This is a genomic window from Wolbachia endosymbiont of Drosophila tsacasi, from assembly GCF_028982115.1.
GTDB lineage: Bacteria > Pseudomonadota > Alphaproteobacteria > Rickettsiales > Anaplasmataceae > Wolbachia > Wolbachia pipientis_B.
This window is the reverse complement of sequence record NZ_JAPQLJ010000055.1, coordinates 1-16,095: the sequence shown is the minus strand read 5'-3', so window position 1 is coordinate 16,095 and position 16,095 is coordinate 1. Positions and strand designations below refer to the sequence as shown.

Annotated in this window: 17 protein-coding genes; 9 read left to right on the top strand and 8 right to left on the bottom strand. The window is 34.4% G+C overall.

Going from position 1 to position 16,095, the window contains the following annotated elements; all coding sequences use genetic code 11:
• Positions 1-377: 377 nt before the first annotated feature.
• The gene (gene ndk / locus OZD70_RS05850; RefSeq protein ID WP_182183803.1) at positions 378-797 is read right to left on the bottom strand and encodes a nucleoside-diphosphate kinase; all 420 of its coding nucleotides are present in this window, start codon (positions 795-797) and stop codon (positions 378-380) included.
• 113 nt (positions 798-910) lie between these two features.
• Between ndk and OZD70_RS05845 the strand changes: the two genes are divergently transcribed.
• From OZD70_RS05845 to OZD70_RS05835, 3 genes are all read left to right on the top strand, one after another.
• Positions 911-1,867 carry a hypothetical protein gene (locus OZD70_RS05845; protein ID WP_275021557.1) on the top strand — a complete coding sequence of 319 codons (957 nt, stop codon included), beginning with the start codon at positions 911-913 and terminating at the stop codon, positions 1,865-1,867.
• Between the two features lie 7 nt (positions 1,868-1,874).
• Positions 1,875-2,807 (top strand): ferrochelatase, encoded by a 933-nt coding sequence (gene hemH / locus OZD70_RS05840; protein WP_275021556.1) that lies wholly within the window; start codon positions 1,875-1,877, stop codon positions 2,805-2,807.
• 63 nt (positions 2,808-2,870) lie between these two features.
• Positions 2,871-3,692 (top strand): hypothetical protein, encoded by an 822-nt coding sequence (locus tag OZD70_RS05835; protein ID WP_275021555.1) that lies wholly within the window; start codon positions 2,871-2,873, stop codon positions 3,690-3,692.
• 3 nt (positions 3,693-3,695) lie between these two features.
• Here OZD70_RS05835 and gshA read toward each other — a convergent pair whose 3' ends face one another.
• Positions 3,696-4,856, bottom strand: coding sequence for a glutamate--cysteine ligase (gshA, locus tag OZD70_RS05830; protein WP_182183809.1), 1,161 nt, complete (start codon positions 4,854-4,856; stop codon positions 3,696-3,698).
• Between the two features lie 115 nt (positions 4,857-4,971).
• Between gshA and hslV the strand changes: the two genes are divergently transcribed.
• Positions 4,972-5,535 carry an ATP-dependent protease subunit HslV gene (gene hslV, locus OZD70_RS05825; protein ID WP_182183810.1) on the top strand — a complete coding sequence of 188 codons (564 nt, stop codon included), beginning with the start codon at positions 4,972-4,974 and terminating at the stop codon, positions 5,533-5,535.
• 1 nt (position 5,536) lies between these two features.
• Positions 5,537-7,027 carry an ATP-dependent protease ATPase subunit HslU gene (hslU, locus tag OZD70_RS05820; protein WP_275021554.1) on the top strand — a complete coding sequence of 497 codons (1,491 nt, stop codon included), beginning with the start codon at positions 5,537-5,539 and terminating at the stop codon, positions 7,025-7,027.
• A gap of 68 nt (positions 7,028-7,095) precedes the next feature.
• Here the strand turns inward: hslU and OZD70_RS05815 are convergent, their stop codons facing one another.
• Positions 7,096-8,037: an FKBP-type peptidyl-prolyl cis-trans isomerase gene (locus OZD70_RS05815; RefSeq protein WP_275021553.1), complete on the bottom strand. Its 942-nt coding sequence runs from the start codon at positions 8,035-8,037 to the stop codon at positions 7,096-7,098.
• The gene (locus tag OZD70_RS05810) at positions 8,030-8,821 is read right to left on the bottom strand and encodes a polyprenyl synthetase family protein (RefSeq protein ID WP_275021551.1); all 792 of its coding nucleotides are present in this window, start codon (positions 8,819-8,821) and stop codon (positions 8,030-8,032) included. Before OZD70_RS05810 ends, OZD70_RS05815 begins: the two co-directional genes overlap by 8 nt.
• 145 nt (positions 8,822-8,966) lie before the next feature.
• Between OZD70_RS05810 and acpP the strand changes: the two genes are divergently transcribed.
• From acpP to thyX, 4 genes are all read left to right on the top strand, one after another.
• The gene (gene acpP / locus OZD70_RS05805) at positions 8,967-9,227 is read left to right on the top strand and encodes an acyl carrier protein (RefSeq protein ID WP_338062938.1); all 261 of its coding nucleotides are present in this window, start codon (positions 8,967-8,969) and stop codon (positions 9,225-9,227) included.
• A 13-nt stretch (positions 9,228-9,240) separates the two neighbouring features.
• Positions 9,241-10,512, top strand: a complete 1,272-nt coding sequence (gene fabF, locus OZD70_RS05800) for a beta-ketoacyl-ACP synthase II (protein WP_275021549.1) — start codon at positions 9,241-9,243, stop codon at positions 10,510-10,512.
• A 122-nt stretch (positions 10,513-10,634) separates the two neighbouring features.
• Complete coding sequence (gene murA, locus OZD70_RS05795) at positions 10,635-11,912, top strand: UDP-N-acetylglucosamine 1-carboxyvinyltransferase (RefSeq protein WP_275021547.1); 1,278 nt, start codon at positions 10,635-10,637, stop codon at positions 11,910-11,912.
• Positions 11,913-11,921: 9 nt separating this feature from the next.
• Positions 11,922-12,776 (top strand): FAD-dependent thymidylate synthase, encoded by an 855-nt coding sequence (gene thyX / locus OZD70_RS05790; RefSeq protein ID WP_275021544.1) that lies wholly within the window; start codon positions 11,922-11,924, stop codon positions 12,774-12,776.
• A 43-nt stretch (positions 12,777-12,819) separates the two neighbouring features.
• On the opposite strand, the gene OZD70_RS05785 is transcribed toward thyX, so the two are convergent.
• The 4 genes from OZD70_RS05785 to OZD70_RS05770 form a co-directional block, all read right to left on the bottom strand.
• A complete protein-coding gene (locus OZD70_RS05785) occupies positions 12,820-12,999 on the bottom strand; it encodes a hypothetical protein (RefSeq protein ID WP_275021542.1) in 180 nt (59 codons plus the stop codon).
• A gap of 29 nt (positions 13,000-13,028) precedes the next feature.
• Complete coding sequence (locus tag OZD70_RS05780) at positions 13,029-14,003, bottom strand: hypothetical protein (protein WP_275021540.1); 975 nt, start codon at positions 14,001-14,003, stop codon at positions 13,029-13,031.
• Positions 14,004-14,117: 114 nt separating this feature from the next.
• Positions 14,118-15,815: a hypothetical protein gene (locus OZD70_RS05775; RefSeq protein WP_275021538.1), complete on the bottom strand. Its 1,698-nt coding sequence runs from the start codon at positions 15,813-15,815 to the stop codon at positions 14,118-14,120.
• A 113-nt stretch (positions 15,816-15,928) separates the two neighbouring features.
• On the bottom strand, positions 15,929-16,060 hold the full coding sequence (locus OZD70_RS05770; protein WP_275021513.1) for a hypothetical protein: 132 nt from the start codon (positions 16,058-16,060) through the stop codon (positions 15,929-15,931).
• Between the last annotated feature and the right edge of the window lie 35 nt (positions 16,061-16,095).

Genomic DNA, 16,095 nt, shown 5'->3' with positions numbered 1-16,095 from the left:
TCAAATTCTCCCTTGTCTATTTGACGTCTTTTACTGTCTTAAACGCTTTATAAGCGCGTTTCAGCTTATATAGGTAGAAACCTAGAAGTGTTTATAAAGACATGAGGTGCACATAGTGCAAAAAATTAAGCATGATTTACGCCAAATACATTAAGTTTTTTTGTCATTAATCCACTGCAGAGATTGTGAAGATAAATAAATAGCTTCACTTTCATGATAAGGGGGCTGGCGGGGTTTGTCAAGTAAGTTTTTTCGTTTCTATGTTGTCAACTACTTGCATGATGCCACTTGCCACCTGTCAATTACAACGTTCGTACAGATATATGCTTGACATAGGATCCAGAAAATTTAGTTATATATAGGAAAATCTGAGTTGACTACACCAACTCACGTTCAGCAAAAAAGAAAGCTATCTCCTTACGAGCATTTTCTAGACTATCCGAGCCGTGAACTCTATTTTCACTAATGTCATCAGCAAAATCACCCCTGATTGTACCTTTCTCTGCCTGCTTTGGATCGGTAGCTCCCATGATTTGTCTGTATTTACTTACTGCATTTTCACCAACTAAAACTTGAACTATCACAGGACCAGAAGTCATAAACTCTACCAATTCCCCAAAAAAAGACCTATCTTTATGAATTTCATAAAACAGCTCTGCTTGTTTTTTTGTCAGCAGCATCATTTTTTGTGCTATGATTTTGAGCTCAGAGCTTTCAATGTATGAATTTATCTTGCCTGTAATATTATTTTTTACTGCATCAGGTTTTAATATCGAAAGTGTTCTCTCAATTGCCATATTATTTCCTTATATAAAATAGTATATTTATAGATTTACTTTATTGTAAATTTTGATTTGATAAAAGTAGTTTTTTATTTATAGTTAAGGATAAACCATCAAGGAGGTATTGTATGGGTAAATGTTGTAAAAACAACACTACCAAACAAGCTGAGCCTACTACTAAAAAACAAGCTGAATCTACTGCTAAAAAATTGGCCAATAACTTGAAATCATCAATTTTTTGTGGAACAAAAGGGTTTTTAACTTTTAATTTAGCCTTTTTAAGTTATTTGGAATATAGCATATGTAAATGCACTTCATCTGCTCATATACAACAAAAGGAAAATATTGAAAGATGTAACAACATACAGGCTTCCAAGCTTGCACTTGCTGAGGATACAGATAGCAATTTTGCTACACAAGAGATAGAGCAAAAAGAAAAAATTTTTAACCAGCAACACAAGTTTTTAAGAGATACTGCTGCCTTTGCAATGAAAAGAAACACTATTCCATTTTTTGAGATGATGATTATAGTACCATTTGTTTGTTTTGCACTGCCAGTTATGGTAGGCAGTATAAGTCTTATACAATGTGCACTTGTATGCGCTGCCTTAATGATCACCACATGTTTCGTTGTGAGAACTTTTAATCTACGTGAAAAGTTAATGGAAAAAATCACCAACCATAGTAGAGAAGAAATAGACGCGGAATTTAAGAAGGATACTATAAAATTTCCTATTTTTAATCAAAATAGAAAACACATCGAGTATAATTCGCCTAATCCAGGGCAATTGCTAAATGACAGCACCTCTCTTTTCGTTAAAGTTTTATTTTTTCCCCTCAAGGCTCTTCTGAAGGTCCTGCAAAGTTGTATAATGTTATCTTTAGCTGCTGTTGAACTTCTTGAAACGGTACCAAGTCTTTTTGTCGATACATTTTTCGATTGGAGCTTCACATCCACCAAGAGTAACCTGCAGAAATCAGGCCATTTATTGTATACAAGTGTGAGAAATTTAGTGCCTATAACTAAATTTGATGAGTGTGTAGCTAATTTTATAGGCACCCCAGAAGTAACTTGTTGTAAGTAGTGCATAGGTGAAAAAGGCTGTCATTTTATTTAACCTTGGTGGACCTGATTCACTAAATGCGGTCCGTCCTTTTTTATTCAACCTTTTTTATGACAGAAGAATAATAAGTCTACCAAACCCTTTTCGGTTTCTTTTAGCAAAGTTTATATCTGCGAAACGAGAAAACACTGCACGAAAAATATACGAGGAAATTGGAGGTAAATCGCCGATTTTGGATAATACAAAAGCGCAAGCTGATGCTTTAGAACTAAAATTAAATGAAGATAGAAACCATGTACACAAGGTATTCATTTGCATGCGCTATTGGCATCCATTTGCTGACGAAGTTGTTAAAAGTGTAAAACAGTTTGATCCTGATGAAGTAATTTTGCTGCCACTATACCCTCAATATTCAACTACCACAACTTTGTCATCCATCGAAAATTGGCAAAAAAATGCTAAAAAGTATGGCCTAAAATGCAATACAAAAATAATTCATCATTATTATGACAATGAAGACTTTATTGAGGCTCATGCTAACTTGATAGCCAAGTACTACAAATTAGCCAGCAGGATTGGTAAGCCAAGAATCCTGTTTTCAGCCCATAGCTTGCCCCTTAGCGTTATTAAAAAAGGCGACCCTTACGCTTCACAGGTAGAAAGAAGCGTAGAGTTAATAGTAGAAAAGTTAGCTATCAATAACTTAGATTGGTCAATATGTTATCAGAGTAAGATTGGTCCTGTAAAATGGCTAGAGCCAAGTACTGAAAGTGAGCTATCACGTACAAAAGCTGATGGTGTACCTGTAATTTTATCACCTATATCTTTTGTTTCTGACCATTCAGAAACTCTAGTTGAACTTGATATAGAATATAAAGCAATTATCAAGGATGGATATTATTTTCGCGTACCAACTCTCAGTATTGATTCCTTGTTTATAAAATGCTTAGCTGATTTGTAGGGCTTTTCTTTAAGGCTTTTATGTGATAGAGTAAAAGGTAGTTATTATTTTATTAACTATTTCATGCCAAACAAGCTAAAAAAGAAATCTAATATACTTGCACAAAAGGTGCATGATATTTATGATCATGATTTCAGGAAGGCAATCTGCATCACAACAGGTTTAACAGCCCTATTGTGTAAGATTTCACTGCAATTTTGCTGCGAGTTCATTGACAATAATAGATCCAATATCTTTCTTATACGGAATGTTGCTCGACTAGTAAAGTTTCCGACATCTATTCTATATATTGCCCATTCTGCTTTTATTCTACAGGATCTAATTAAGGATTACAGAAACCCTGAGAGTAAAAAAGAGCTGGCAAAAGTTGTGGGTAAATCGGCTAATTTTGCAAGCAGCATCATAGAAGCATTGATGATGTTGAAAGTCATCCATTTTTTTACTAGGGGTGATGCAGACATAATAAGTCACATTCACTTAACATCAACGATCCTATTTCTATTTATTTCGGAACCTATAAGCTACTATTATTCATGGAGAAAATACCTAGATAATAAGGATCCTGAAAAGTCTGCTAAGTGTAAGAAGGACCTTATTATCAGCACATTAACTTTGTCATTAGGTTTGTTAAACTTCATATTAAAAAGAATGGAGACTGCAACCATACCAATAAACTTAGGTAATGGTATAATCTATAATTTCAACTTAAGCGTAACAGTTAGCATAATATATAGTGCAGTATTTCTGGCAGTTCAGCTTGAAAAATTGTTTCAACAACCTGTCAATGATGATCCTTCCACTGAACTTGATAGTGCTGGCCATAACCATATTCAGCACGGTAATGATGGTAATGATCTGCCCGATGGCAACGCTGTGGGAATGTAAGGGTTAGAGGTGAAAAGATTTTATTTCTACTGCCAACGCTAGCACTGCTAATTTGCCAACAATACTCCAAAGTGACAGAATTTTACCTTCCACAACCTGGCTAACATCATGAAACTCACAGTCAGTGGCATTCAAGCTAGAATATACATCTTTCCTGCTATTACATCGGTATAAGTAACATGTTGGGGTATCTCCTATATAGTATATTAGCGGTTCTGCAGAACTGCTTTTAAATATGTCAATGGTTGGTACACCTTCTTGTATAATGACGCTATTGATTGCTATTCCTTCTTTTATCTTTTTCATTTTATGACGCTTTTTTTTATTGAGATTTAATATTTCCTCTCCACTTGTTGCTGTTATAATGCCCATCCCATATGTGCCATTGCTTGCTTTGATAAAAACGTAAGGTTGTGTTTTTATTTCATATTCCTCATATTTTTTTTGCACTAGAGATAATATTTGGTCAACTTTAGTTGCTACTGCTCCTAGTGATGAATCATCATTAAAGTCAACTTCATTACAGCTTTCTGTAAGCACAGAAATAAGCCATGGGTCCATTTTAAATTCGCTACAAAATTCGGACGCTAATTCTTGATAGATTTCAAAATACTTAAATTTCTGCCTGCTATGCCAACCGTATAGTGGACTTGGTACTATATCTTGCTTTATGTCTTTTAGCGTGTCTGGAATGTGGCTCGTCATATCACGATTCAGTATAATAACATCAGGCACAAATCCTGAAGTTGTCTTTAGCAGAGAGTTTTCTTTCACGATAGTTTCATATGGTTCTATTAAATTATATGCTTCGTTGTGAAAGAGGCCAATTCTAGTTTCAAAACCTGCAAGCTGCAGTACTTTCTCTATAACAAATACGTTTTCTATATACATTTTATTTCGTGTGTAATTCTCCGGTATTATAAGAGTCTTTTTATGTTGTTTTGTCTCAAAATAACTTTTTATTAGTTTTGCTGCTGTTGTTCTTGATGTCTCACTTAGATTGTTGAACCCTGCAGGAAATAAATTAGCGTCCACTGGGGCAATTTTGTAGCTGGAGTTTCTAAGATCTATAGAGCTATAAAATGGCAATGTAAGGCAGTTAAATTTTGCCTCAAACCAATTATTTATACTTTTTTCCAAATCTGGGTGAATTATGTTTTGCATCTACACTTTAAATGTTATAAGGAAGGTATTATATTATAAGCTATAATTAAACATATTTAGCAAATTTGACTAAAGATTAAAATATAATGAGATTCTTATTTAAAGTGATAGAAAAATGATTCAACACGATAACAATAAAATGTATGGAACTACTATACTGTCAATTAGAAAAGATAAAAGCGTAGTAGTAATAGGTGATGGACAGGTTTCACTGGGCCACACTGTTATAAAATCTGGAGCAAAAAAAGTTAGGCGTCTTTTTTCTGGTGATTCTGTAATTGCAATTGCTGGTTTTGCTGGAGCAACAGCTGATGCATTTACTCTCTTTGAAAGACTAGAATCTAAACTTGACGAGCACCCAGGGCACTTAATGAGAGCATGTGTTGAACTTGCAAAAGACTGGAGAATGGATAAATATCTGAGGAAATTAGAAGCTATGATGATTGTTGCAGATAAATCCATTTCATTGGTAATTACAGGAACGGGTGATGTTCTTGAACCTGAAGATGGAATCGCAGCTATTGGCTCTGGGGGAAATTTTGCTCTATCTGCAGCAAGAGCTTTAATTGACATTAAAGGAATATCAATAGAAGAGATTGCAAAAAAGGCTATGAAGATAGCTGGCGATATATGCGTTTATACAAATCATAATGTAGTTATTGAAAAGATAGAGGAGTGATATGTCTTCCAAGCAAAAAACTTTGTGCACTAATTTTTCCAATCAGCCTATAACCCTTTCAGAAGAGCGGTCTTGTAGTAGTGACACCTATGATAAAAAAAATGACCTCTATAAAGATACTAAGAGTGGTTTTGATTCAAATGACAGTGATATTCAAGTTAATCACAGCACTCAAGTTTTGTTAGATGACCTGCCACCACAGAAGATAGTTAAAGAATTAGATAGATTCATAATCGGACAGGATGATGCAAAGCGTGCTGTGGCTATTGCGCTCAGAAATCGTTGGCGTCGCAATCAGGTTCCATTTCCATTGCGCGATGAAATCATACCTAAGAATATATTGATGATTGGTCATACAGGGGTTGGTAAAACTGAAATAGCTCGCCGCTTAGCAAAACTTGCCGGTGCACCGTTCATAAAAATTGAGGCAACGAAGTTTACTGAAATAGGATACGTTGGACGTGACGTTGATTCGATAATACGTGATTTAGTTGATGTAGCAATAGTTTTAGTTAAAGAGAAAGCCCGTAAAGCCTTAGCTAAAAAGGCTTTAATTTTAGCTGAGAAAACAATAGTAAACTCTATGGTAGGCGAAAATGCAACCGAAGAGAGTAAAAGAAATTTTAGAGAAAGGTTGAGGAATAAAGAGTTTGAAGACGGAGAAGTTTCTATTAACGTCAGAGAAAGCAAGAGTATGTTACCTACTTTCGATATACCAGGCATGCCAGGTGGGCAAGTTGGTGTGATGAATGTAACAGAAATAGTGGGCAAGATGTTTAACGGGAGCAAAAAAACAAAAACTATTACGGTGAAGGTAAAAGAAGCGCGTGAAATATTAATTAATGAAGAAAGTGAAAGGCTAATGGATGAAGATAAGATAATCAAAGAAGCCATTGATCTTGTTAGTAATGATGGTATAGTGTTTTTAGATGAAATAGACAAAATTGCAGCGCGTACAGAAGTAAAGGTTGAAGTAAACAGAGAAGGAGTGCAACGCGATCTGTTACCACTACTTGAAGGAACAACTGTTACAACTAAGTATGGCCATGTAAAAACAGACTATATATTATTTATTGCATCTGGTGCTTTTCATCAGTCTAAACCATCTTACCTCTTACCGGAATTACAGGGCAGATTACCGATCAGGGTAGAACTTAAGGCACTTACTCAAGAGGATTTAATAAGAATATTAAAGGAACCAGAATCTAGTTTGTTAAAGCAGTACATAGCTTTAATGAAAACAGAAAATGTGACGCTTGAGTTCACTGATGATGGTATAAAAACCATAGCTGAAATAGCGTTTACAGTTAATAGGCAAGTGGAAAATATAGGTGCAAGAAGACTTCACACTGTCATGGAGAAGCTTTTAGATGAAATAAGTTTCATTGCTTCTGAAAAAAATAGCGAAAAATTCATTATAGACAGCAAGTATGTAAAAGATAAACTTGAGTCAATTTCGAAGCAGCTTGATTTGTCTAAGTTTATACTTTAGGAAAAACAAAAAGCCTACTTTAAGTAGTATAGAGAGTGTTCAGAAGGTCAGCCAGTAAGCCTAAAATTTCAGCTATATTCTTTAGGCTGTTTTTCAACAGTAGAATGGTGCGCTGCAACCTCTTGCTTAATATCTAAGCTTAAGTCAATTATTGAGATATTTTCTTCATCATAATCTATGTCTTTTATTAACATATCGTCAGTAATAGTCAAAAGGTCAGGCGGAGAAAGAATAGTTCTTTTATTACCAGCTCTCATTCCCACAACTCCAAGCTCTATAGCAAGTGGTATTTTTTTATCGCCAACCCTAAATTGCACTATTTGATCTTTGACTATATATTCCCCATTATGCTCCTTTACGCTATATTTAACTGATATCCCATCACCGCACCTTACTTGTTTTCCAGTCTTGTTAATTAAGTCATTAAAAACCATCAGATTATTCACTGAGTCGGGATATTTATCCTTTATTTCGATCAATTTGACGTAATAAGAATTAAAATTCACTTTGTTATCATTGGCAATAGTAACTACACGCTCTCCGCCTTCTTTCATACCTATCACCCCTAAACCCACTTCTTTTAGGTCATCTTGACCTATTTTCAAAGTAACATCAGAAACTTTACTAAGGGGTGTTGTTAAGTTATTATTAGAAATTTTATATATTTGCAGTAGGACTTCCAGGCCGCAGAAAGCCTTGCTGCCACTGCCTTCAGTAATTTCATAAAAATTTATCGAATCTTCTTCCTTTTGCTGCGTCATTTCTTCTAAATATTCTGTTAGCCCATGCTTTTCAATATAGCGATCGAGTGCTGATTCAAGTATTGGCTTCACTAGATAATGTGCTATTGTCTGTATCAAACCACCATGCGTGGCACTTATCTCATAAAGCTTGTCCTTTTTTTCCGGTTTACCTTTATTTATATAGACAATAGTAAACATAAAAGTAGAGGTTAAAGTGAGAATCATTACTATGGAAATAAGCATTTGTAATATAATTTTTCTAACCATCTTTCCTTACTTGATTCAATAAATCATATAAATAATTAATATCCCCTGAAAGCGCACTCAAATTATCCAAGCCTTGTTTAAAGAGGGCGTCTATATAGTCCTCTACTTCACTTTTACCAAGCACAGACATTAGATTATTTGTTTTATCTTGTTCGTAATCTTCAATATCATCCTTAGCTTGAAAGATAAGCCCTAGGTTTATCCCGTAGTTATATAATGCTTTACGTTGCTTATCTGTAGCATCCCCTATTATAGCACCTATTTCACATGAAGCTGCAAATAGTTTTGCGGTTTTCATCAAATGAATTTCTTTTGTTTTGTTAAAATCTGCATCAATATCTAAACCCTGTCCTCCTACCATTCCCTTAATTCCTATTGCTTGAGAGAGCACTTTTATGATCTCACAGCGTTTCTCATTTAACGAAGATAATACCTCAAAAGCCAGAGTAAGTAGTCCATCTCCGGCAAGCACTGCTGTTGCTTCATCAAATTTTTTATGGCAGCTTAGCTGGCTTCTGCGAGTATCACTGTTGTCCATGCATGGTAAATCATCGTGAATTAGAGAGTAAGCATGAACAAATTCAATTGCTGCAGCAACTGATATTACTTTTTTAGCTTCTGCGTTAAACACTCGTGATGAAGCTACGACTAAAAAGGAGCGTATATGTTTTGCAGGCGCAAGGAGTATATAACGCATAGCTGATATAAGCTTATTCTCGCTATTTTCTGGTAAGAGTTTATTTACTTCTACAATAAGCAAATTTTTTGTTGTTTCGTCTAGCATTTTTGAATTGTTAATTGTTTAGCACGTAACGCTAGCCAGCCAGGGCAGTAGAAAACTTTGCTGTAGTTTACCAGTTATAAAAGATATTGCAAACATAAAAATTTTTTATAACATCAAAGAATAGGTTATTTTTTTGGTAAGAAATGTGAATAGCGAACTAGCAAAGAGCACTAGAGAAGACATAGAAGAGAAAGTGAAAAAGATTATACTAGAGCACATTAGTAAGGATGTAGAGAAATTCAACAGCTCTTCAAAGCTTTCGGAGCATGGTGCAGACAGTTTAGATGCAGTTGAAATCATCATGGCAGCAGAAGAAGAGTTCGGAATAGAAATTCCAGATGAAGACACACAAAAAATGGAAACTATGGAGCAAATAGTTGAGTACATTAATAATAAAAAAGGCTAATAGTTAGTGTTAAATGAGCAGAAGAATAGTAGTCACTGGTGTCGGGTTAATCACTCCACTAGCGGCAGATGTTGATAACACTTGGTCAAGGCTAATAAAAAGTGAGTCTGGCATAAAAGCAATTAATGCAGATAGATTTGACTCTTCTGATCTTGCTTGTAAGGTTGCAGGGCAGGTGCCTGTGCAATCCGATAACATTGAGAGTTACTTTAATCCTGTAGGTTATATTTCTGAGAAAGATTCAAAAAGGACAGATCGTTTTATCCATTATGGTGTTGCAGCGGCTATTCAGGCAGTAGATGATTCATTAATTTTGGAAAGCCAAAACATCAATCGGGAGCGTGTTGGTGTGACTATTGGCTCTGGTATAGGTGGTCTACCATCAATTCAGGAAAATGTTATTACCATGCAGGAAAAAGGGCCCAGACGTGTCAGTCCATTTTTTGTCCCTGCAAGTCTAATAAATTTGATATCTGGCCATATTTCTATTAAATATGAATTTACAGGTCCAAACGATTCAGCAGTAACCGCATGTGCAACAGGTGCGCATGCAATCATAAATTCAGCAAGAACTATAAAACTTGGTGAAGCGGATATTATGATTGCAGGTGGAGCAGAAAGTGCACTGTGTAGAGTTGGAATTGCAGGTTTTGCGTCTATGAAGGCATTATCAACTAAATTCAATGATAAACCGAAAGAAGCTTCAAGGCCATGGGATGCAGAACGCGATGGTTTTGTTATGGGTGAAGGAGCAGGTATATTGGTGCTGGAAGAATACGAACATGCAAAAAAAAGGGGGGCAAAAATACATGCTGAACTGGTTGGGTACGGACTCACAGGAGACGCGCACCATATTACAGCACCACATCCAGAAGGAAGAGGTGCGTTTAAGGCAATGCAGCTTGCCTTAAAAAGTGCGCAAATTAATCCAAATCAAGTAGGATATATTAATGCACATGGAACTTCAACGCCACTTGGAGATAAAATTGAAGTAATAGCAATGAAACAGTTATTTGGTGACTACGTTTATAAAATACCTGTTTCTTCAACTAAATCTTCTATAGGACATTTACTTGGTGCTGCAGGGAGCGTTGAAGCAATATTCAGTATTCTTGCGTTAAATAATGGAATTATTCCGCCAACCTTAAATTTACATAAACCTTCAGAAGGATGTGATTTAAATTTTGTACCGTTTAAAGCTCAGGAGCATAAAATTCAATATGCTCTTTCTAATTCGTTTGGTTTTGGTGGCACTAATGCATCGCTCATCTTTGGACAAGTGTAATCAATTTTGCTGCTGAATAGCTAAAATGTACGAACATTATGATCTGTGATAGCTATATTATCTGTAATTTGCCTTTTACTGTCGATTTACTATACTTATTTGGTAAGATATAGCTTAATTAAATGCACAAAATATTAGTAAGTAGTAACCATAAACCTCTGATCGGAAAAATCAAGATTAATGGCTCAAAAAATGCTGTTTTACCAATAATGGCAGCAAGTCTATTGAGTAGCTTCTCGGTAATTTTGCATAATGTGCCTGATTTAATTGATGTGCATCTAATGTCTAAGCTGCTTGAGAGTCTTGGAGCGAAAGTGAATTTTACACGCAATAAAGATTATAAAGCAAATCATACTTTGGAAATTGATTGCAGTAATATCAACAATCATGTAATGTTACACGAAACTGCAAGTAAGCTGCGAGCATCTTTTTTAATGCTAGGTCCAATTCTCAGTAGATTTGGTAAAATCACAACAGTCTTTCCTGGTGGATGCAATATCGGAAAGCGTCCCGTTGATATGCATATCAAAGCATTAGAAGAAATGGGAGCTAAAATTGAAGTTGAAGGCTGTAATATAATTGCAACAATGAAAGGAAAGCTACAAGGAAAAGAAGTTATACTTGAGAAAATAAGTGTTGGTGCAACAGAAAATGTAATAATGGCAGCAACACTTGCAGAAGGAGTGACAATAATAAACAATGCTGCAACGGAGCCGGAAGTTCTTGATTTAATAGAGTTCCTAAAGAAAATGGGTGCTAATATTGAGATTAGTGATACAAGGATCACAATAACAGGAGTTGAAGCATTAAATGGATGTGTTCATAAAATAATACCAGATCGCATAGAAGCAGGCACCTATGCACTAGCTGCTATAATAACCGGTGGTAAGTTGGAGTTAGAAGGAATAAGTCTATCTGATATAAGATGTATTGTGAATGAATTGAAGGCTATAGGGGCTAATGTTGAACTATATAATGAGGGGGTTATGATTTTCAGAAAAAATTGCTCTATTAGGTCTGCTAACATTGCAACAGATCCATACCCCAACTTTCCCAGTGATATGCAACCACAACTGATGTCTGCAATGTGCATCGCTGATGGGATATCAGTAATTGAAGAGAACATTTTTGAAAACAGATTTGCACATGTAGATGAATTGAGAAAGTTAGGTGCTAATATCAGCATAGAGAAAAATAAAGCCACTGTAAATGGAATAAAAAGCTTATCTGGAGCTAATCTGTGTGCCACTGATTTAAGGTCAACAGCAGCTTTGATACTTGCTTCTTTGGTAGCCAGTGGAGAAACTACAATAAATAATTCGCATCATTTATGGAGAGGATATGAGGCAATGCACGAAAAACTCAATTCATGTGGAGCTGATATCTCTATTTCATCTTGAGGACATACTATGAATGAAACAACCAAACGAGTCACAGTAAAAGAAATAGATGAAATTTTATATGAAGAACATAAGGTATTAGACCATGGATTTATTCGAGTAGTGGATTATATGGGCTCTGATAGCGCTATAGTTCAAGCTGCTCGTGTTTCTTATGGCAAGGGAACAAAACAGATAAGTCAGGATGAAGCACTTATAAAGTATTTAATGAGACATCATCATACAACTCCATTTGAAATGTGTGAAATTAAGTTTCACGTGAAACTTCCAGTTTTTGTTGCAAGGCAATGGATAAGGCATAGAACTGCAAATGTAAATGAATATTCGGCAAGATATTCAATACTTGACAATGAATTTTATATACCAAAACCAGAACAGATTGCAAAACAATCTGATAATAATAAACAAGGTAGCGGTGAAGCTTTTGATCCGGACACCTCAAAGAAAATAATAGATTCTCTAACAAATGACTCTAATTTAGTATATTCTCATTATGAGAAATTTATTGAGCAGGGGCTTGCAAGAGAAATTACCCGGACTAATCTAACGCTTAATTACTACACGCAATTTTATTGGAAAATAGATCTACATAACCTCCTTCATTTTTTGAAGCTTAGAGCTGATAAGCATGCCCAATATGAAATCAGAGTTTATGCAGAAGTTATGCTGGATATAATAAAAAAATGGGTCCCATTGGCTTACAATGCCTTTATTGAATATTGCCTAGAATCAGCTTGTATTTCAAGAACTGGTCTAGAAATAATTCGCAAATTAATTAAAGGGGAAAGCGTTACTAGAGAAGAAAGCAATATTGGTAAAAGAGAATGGGGTGAGCTGATGTTCATGCTTGGTAAACAATCTTAAAGATAAAGGCATATGCATAAATCTTTATAGCAATTGTACATATTTATAGATTTATAGGTGTAAGCAACAATTTGCCAGTATTGTTATCAACTGATATATCAATTATTTTTGAGTTTGTTCTTTCTGTTGTTTCATAAAGTTCCTCAGCTTTCTTTAACATTAATGTTGCATTTCTAAGCATAACGTAAATCTCACAATAGTCTGGAGAATTTTCAATATACATATTATATGAATAAAAATTTACAGCCAGTTCTACTGCCCTACAAATTTCCTCTGATGTAAAATTAGAACTCCTGTATTAGGACAAAAGCCAACGGCTCCTCTATTAGGGTCAAAAAATATGTATTTACCATTTTCTGCTTTATATACCAACATAGAATGTGCAATATTCTCATCATCATCACTACCTCCTTTATTACAAGCATAACAGGAGAAATTAAATTCTAAGTAGCATTCTATCTCTACATTATCCAAAGCACATTTGACTTTTTCTTGATTAATATGAACCCATACTTCTGTTGATGATAAATCATTACACTCTTGTTCATATATTATCTTGTCATAAAATTGATCTCCCTCACGTCTCTCAATGCTCTGAATATGAAGAATAGGTAAGAATTGCAACAAGATCTGCATCATCAACAATTCAGTTGTTTGTTCTTTTCTTCCATCAATATAATCTATAAAATCTTGTTCAGGTACAACATCAGCAGACCTGAGAAATCCAGCAAAGTCTCCCATATTCTTTAATTCTAAAAGAGTAATAAAATAATTTAATGGATGACATAGGCCCTCTTCAGGATCAAAACCCAAAATTTCCTCAAATCTATCTTTTAAGTGTACAAGTTTTGATATGCTATCTGACATAAAATCATTCAAATTAAATTGAATAGCTTTCTCACTTTTAAACAGTTTTTTGTATTGTTTACTAGGTGATAAAATTGGTGCTTTATATACATATCTACCATTCTCTCTATGTATACCTTCTACATCTCTAATGATGCCTTGTTTCACATTTTTACTAATGGCAGATTTGTTTTCATGATCTCTTATATTGGTAGTTTGATTTAAAAATTTCACTACTTCTTGCCCTGAAAAAATTCTATCAATTTCTTCATTTGCAATTTTGAAAAATACTTTAATTTGAGAGTTATCTTCAGAAGTATAAACTTTTAATATATTAGACTCAGTAATACTATTAATATATTTCTTAACGTATCTTGGCATATTAATTATTTAAATTATTAGCTATACAATCTAATAATATAATAATTTACACCACCTGAAAATTAATTTTTTAATAAAATACTTATTAAATTTAATTTGTTATGCTAATATTGATCAAATTAACTCATCACTTTTATAGAACATTTCATTGAAATCATACAAAGTTCCAAAATCTTTACCTTGGATGAATAAATGATCATCTGCAACGTATGCTTCAGGCAGAGTAAATGTTTCATTATAGTGGCCATGAATTGGCATAATAATGCCATTATATAGAACTGATGCCTGTTCGTGATTATATTCCTTACTGGCTTGATATTTACCAAGTATAGTATTGTAGAAGTTCTTTATATCATCATACGTAACTTGCAATTCTACCTTATATTTTCCCATTTCAATAGATTCACCTGCCTTGATTTTTAAGGGATGTGGTGATTCTTCCTTATTATCCTTCATGTTGTCTATAACACTTGTTATAACAGCTTCTTGTTCATTTTCTGTTGGCTTTGCTTGTTCTTCAACCTTACTATTTTGATTTTCAGTTTTTGTCGTTAACTTTTTTGTTTCCGCATCTTGTTTAGCTTTTTCATCATTTTGTTTATGTATTTCGTCTTTATATAATTTTTCCTGCAGAGTTTTTTCCATATCATCACGCAAAGCTGGTTGATCTTCAACATAACTACTACCATCATCTGCTTGCATTTGGTTAGGTTCTTCTTTCTGTATAGTATCAACCGTTCCTTTCTCCCCAGACTTGGCTTCACTCTCTACCACAACTTCTTCGTCTACTTGCTCATCATCAATTGTAAATTCAGTATCTACCTGATTACTATCTTCCTCCAACTCATTAGATAATTTTTCAGATAGCTGATCACCACTCAAATATGGTTCTTTTGAATATTTAGCGTAATTGTAGGGATCAGTTCTGTCTGCTGAATAAAACCCACTTTCAAAACCAGAGTAAGAGCTTTGATTGAGCACAAAAAATAAGTTTTCATAATCAACCAGCATCTCATCTCTAGGGCTAACAAAATGCAAGTATTCATCGCCTTCCCATTCTGGGTGGTGTGTATATTTTGCTATGTAGTATTTGTTTGAATCAAGGACTATCTCCCCATCAAGTTGTAAAATTACTGCTGAACACCCATTGCCTATATCATGACCCTTTATCACTTTAAATATTTTAATCTCATCATTTTCTATAAGTTCTTTTAATTCCTCGTTCTTTTCATTTAACTCTTCCTCCCTTTGTCTTTCTTCTTTTCTTTCTCTTGCCAATTTTTCTGCTTCTTCGGCAGCTTCCTTTTGTAATTGCGAGAATACATTTTGTAATACATCTTGTGTGGTCAAGTTATTTGCATTGCTTAGTAATTTATCTAGTATGTTCGATACAGTCGGTAATAATTTACCATGGTCTTCAAATACTTTTTCCTTTGCTTTATTATAATAATTTGGATTATAGATTGCATGTAGAGGATAAAAACCATAATCTGCGCTTGACACATTGTTAGATGACAGTTCCATTGAAAATCCGTTATGATTGAGAGGAAGGTTCGAAGTTAAAAACCTACTGCTATCATCTCTAACATTTAGCTGATTTCTGCCACCGTATTGGTTATAAGAGATGTAAAAATTTTCAGGGTTAAGATTGAAGTGGTCATCTAAGTTATCAAATTGAATTGTACTGCCAAGCTTCTCACGCAAAAGATTTTTGCTTTCATCTGTTAGCTTTATACGTGCAGAAAAGTAGTATCGATCTATAGGTTCGCCTTTTTCTATCTCAAAATTCAAAGTAATAGTATTGGTAACCATTAGTAGCCTCCAAACATTATGTAAATCTATTCATTATTTTATTTATCAATCATACGGTGTATACTATGAAAAATATGTTAAGTATTAAGATTTTTTTTCTTTATCTAGATAAGTTAACAGTAATTTGTCATTTTATCGCGTGAAGCTGGAATCCAGCTTTTTAAGTCATGAGAGCTACGAAAAATCACTTGACAAGCCTTACCAGCCCCCTTATCATGAAACTGAAGGTATTCAGTTATCTTCATCTGTGCAGATTAAACAGCAAGAAAACAACGTAGTT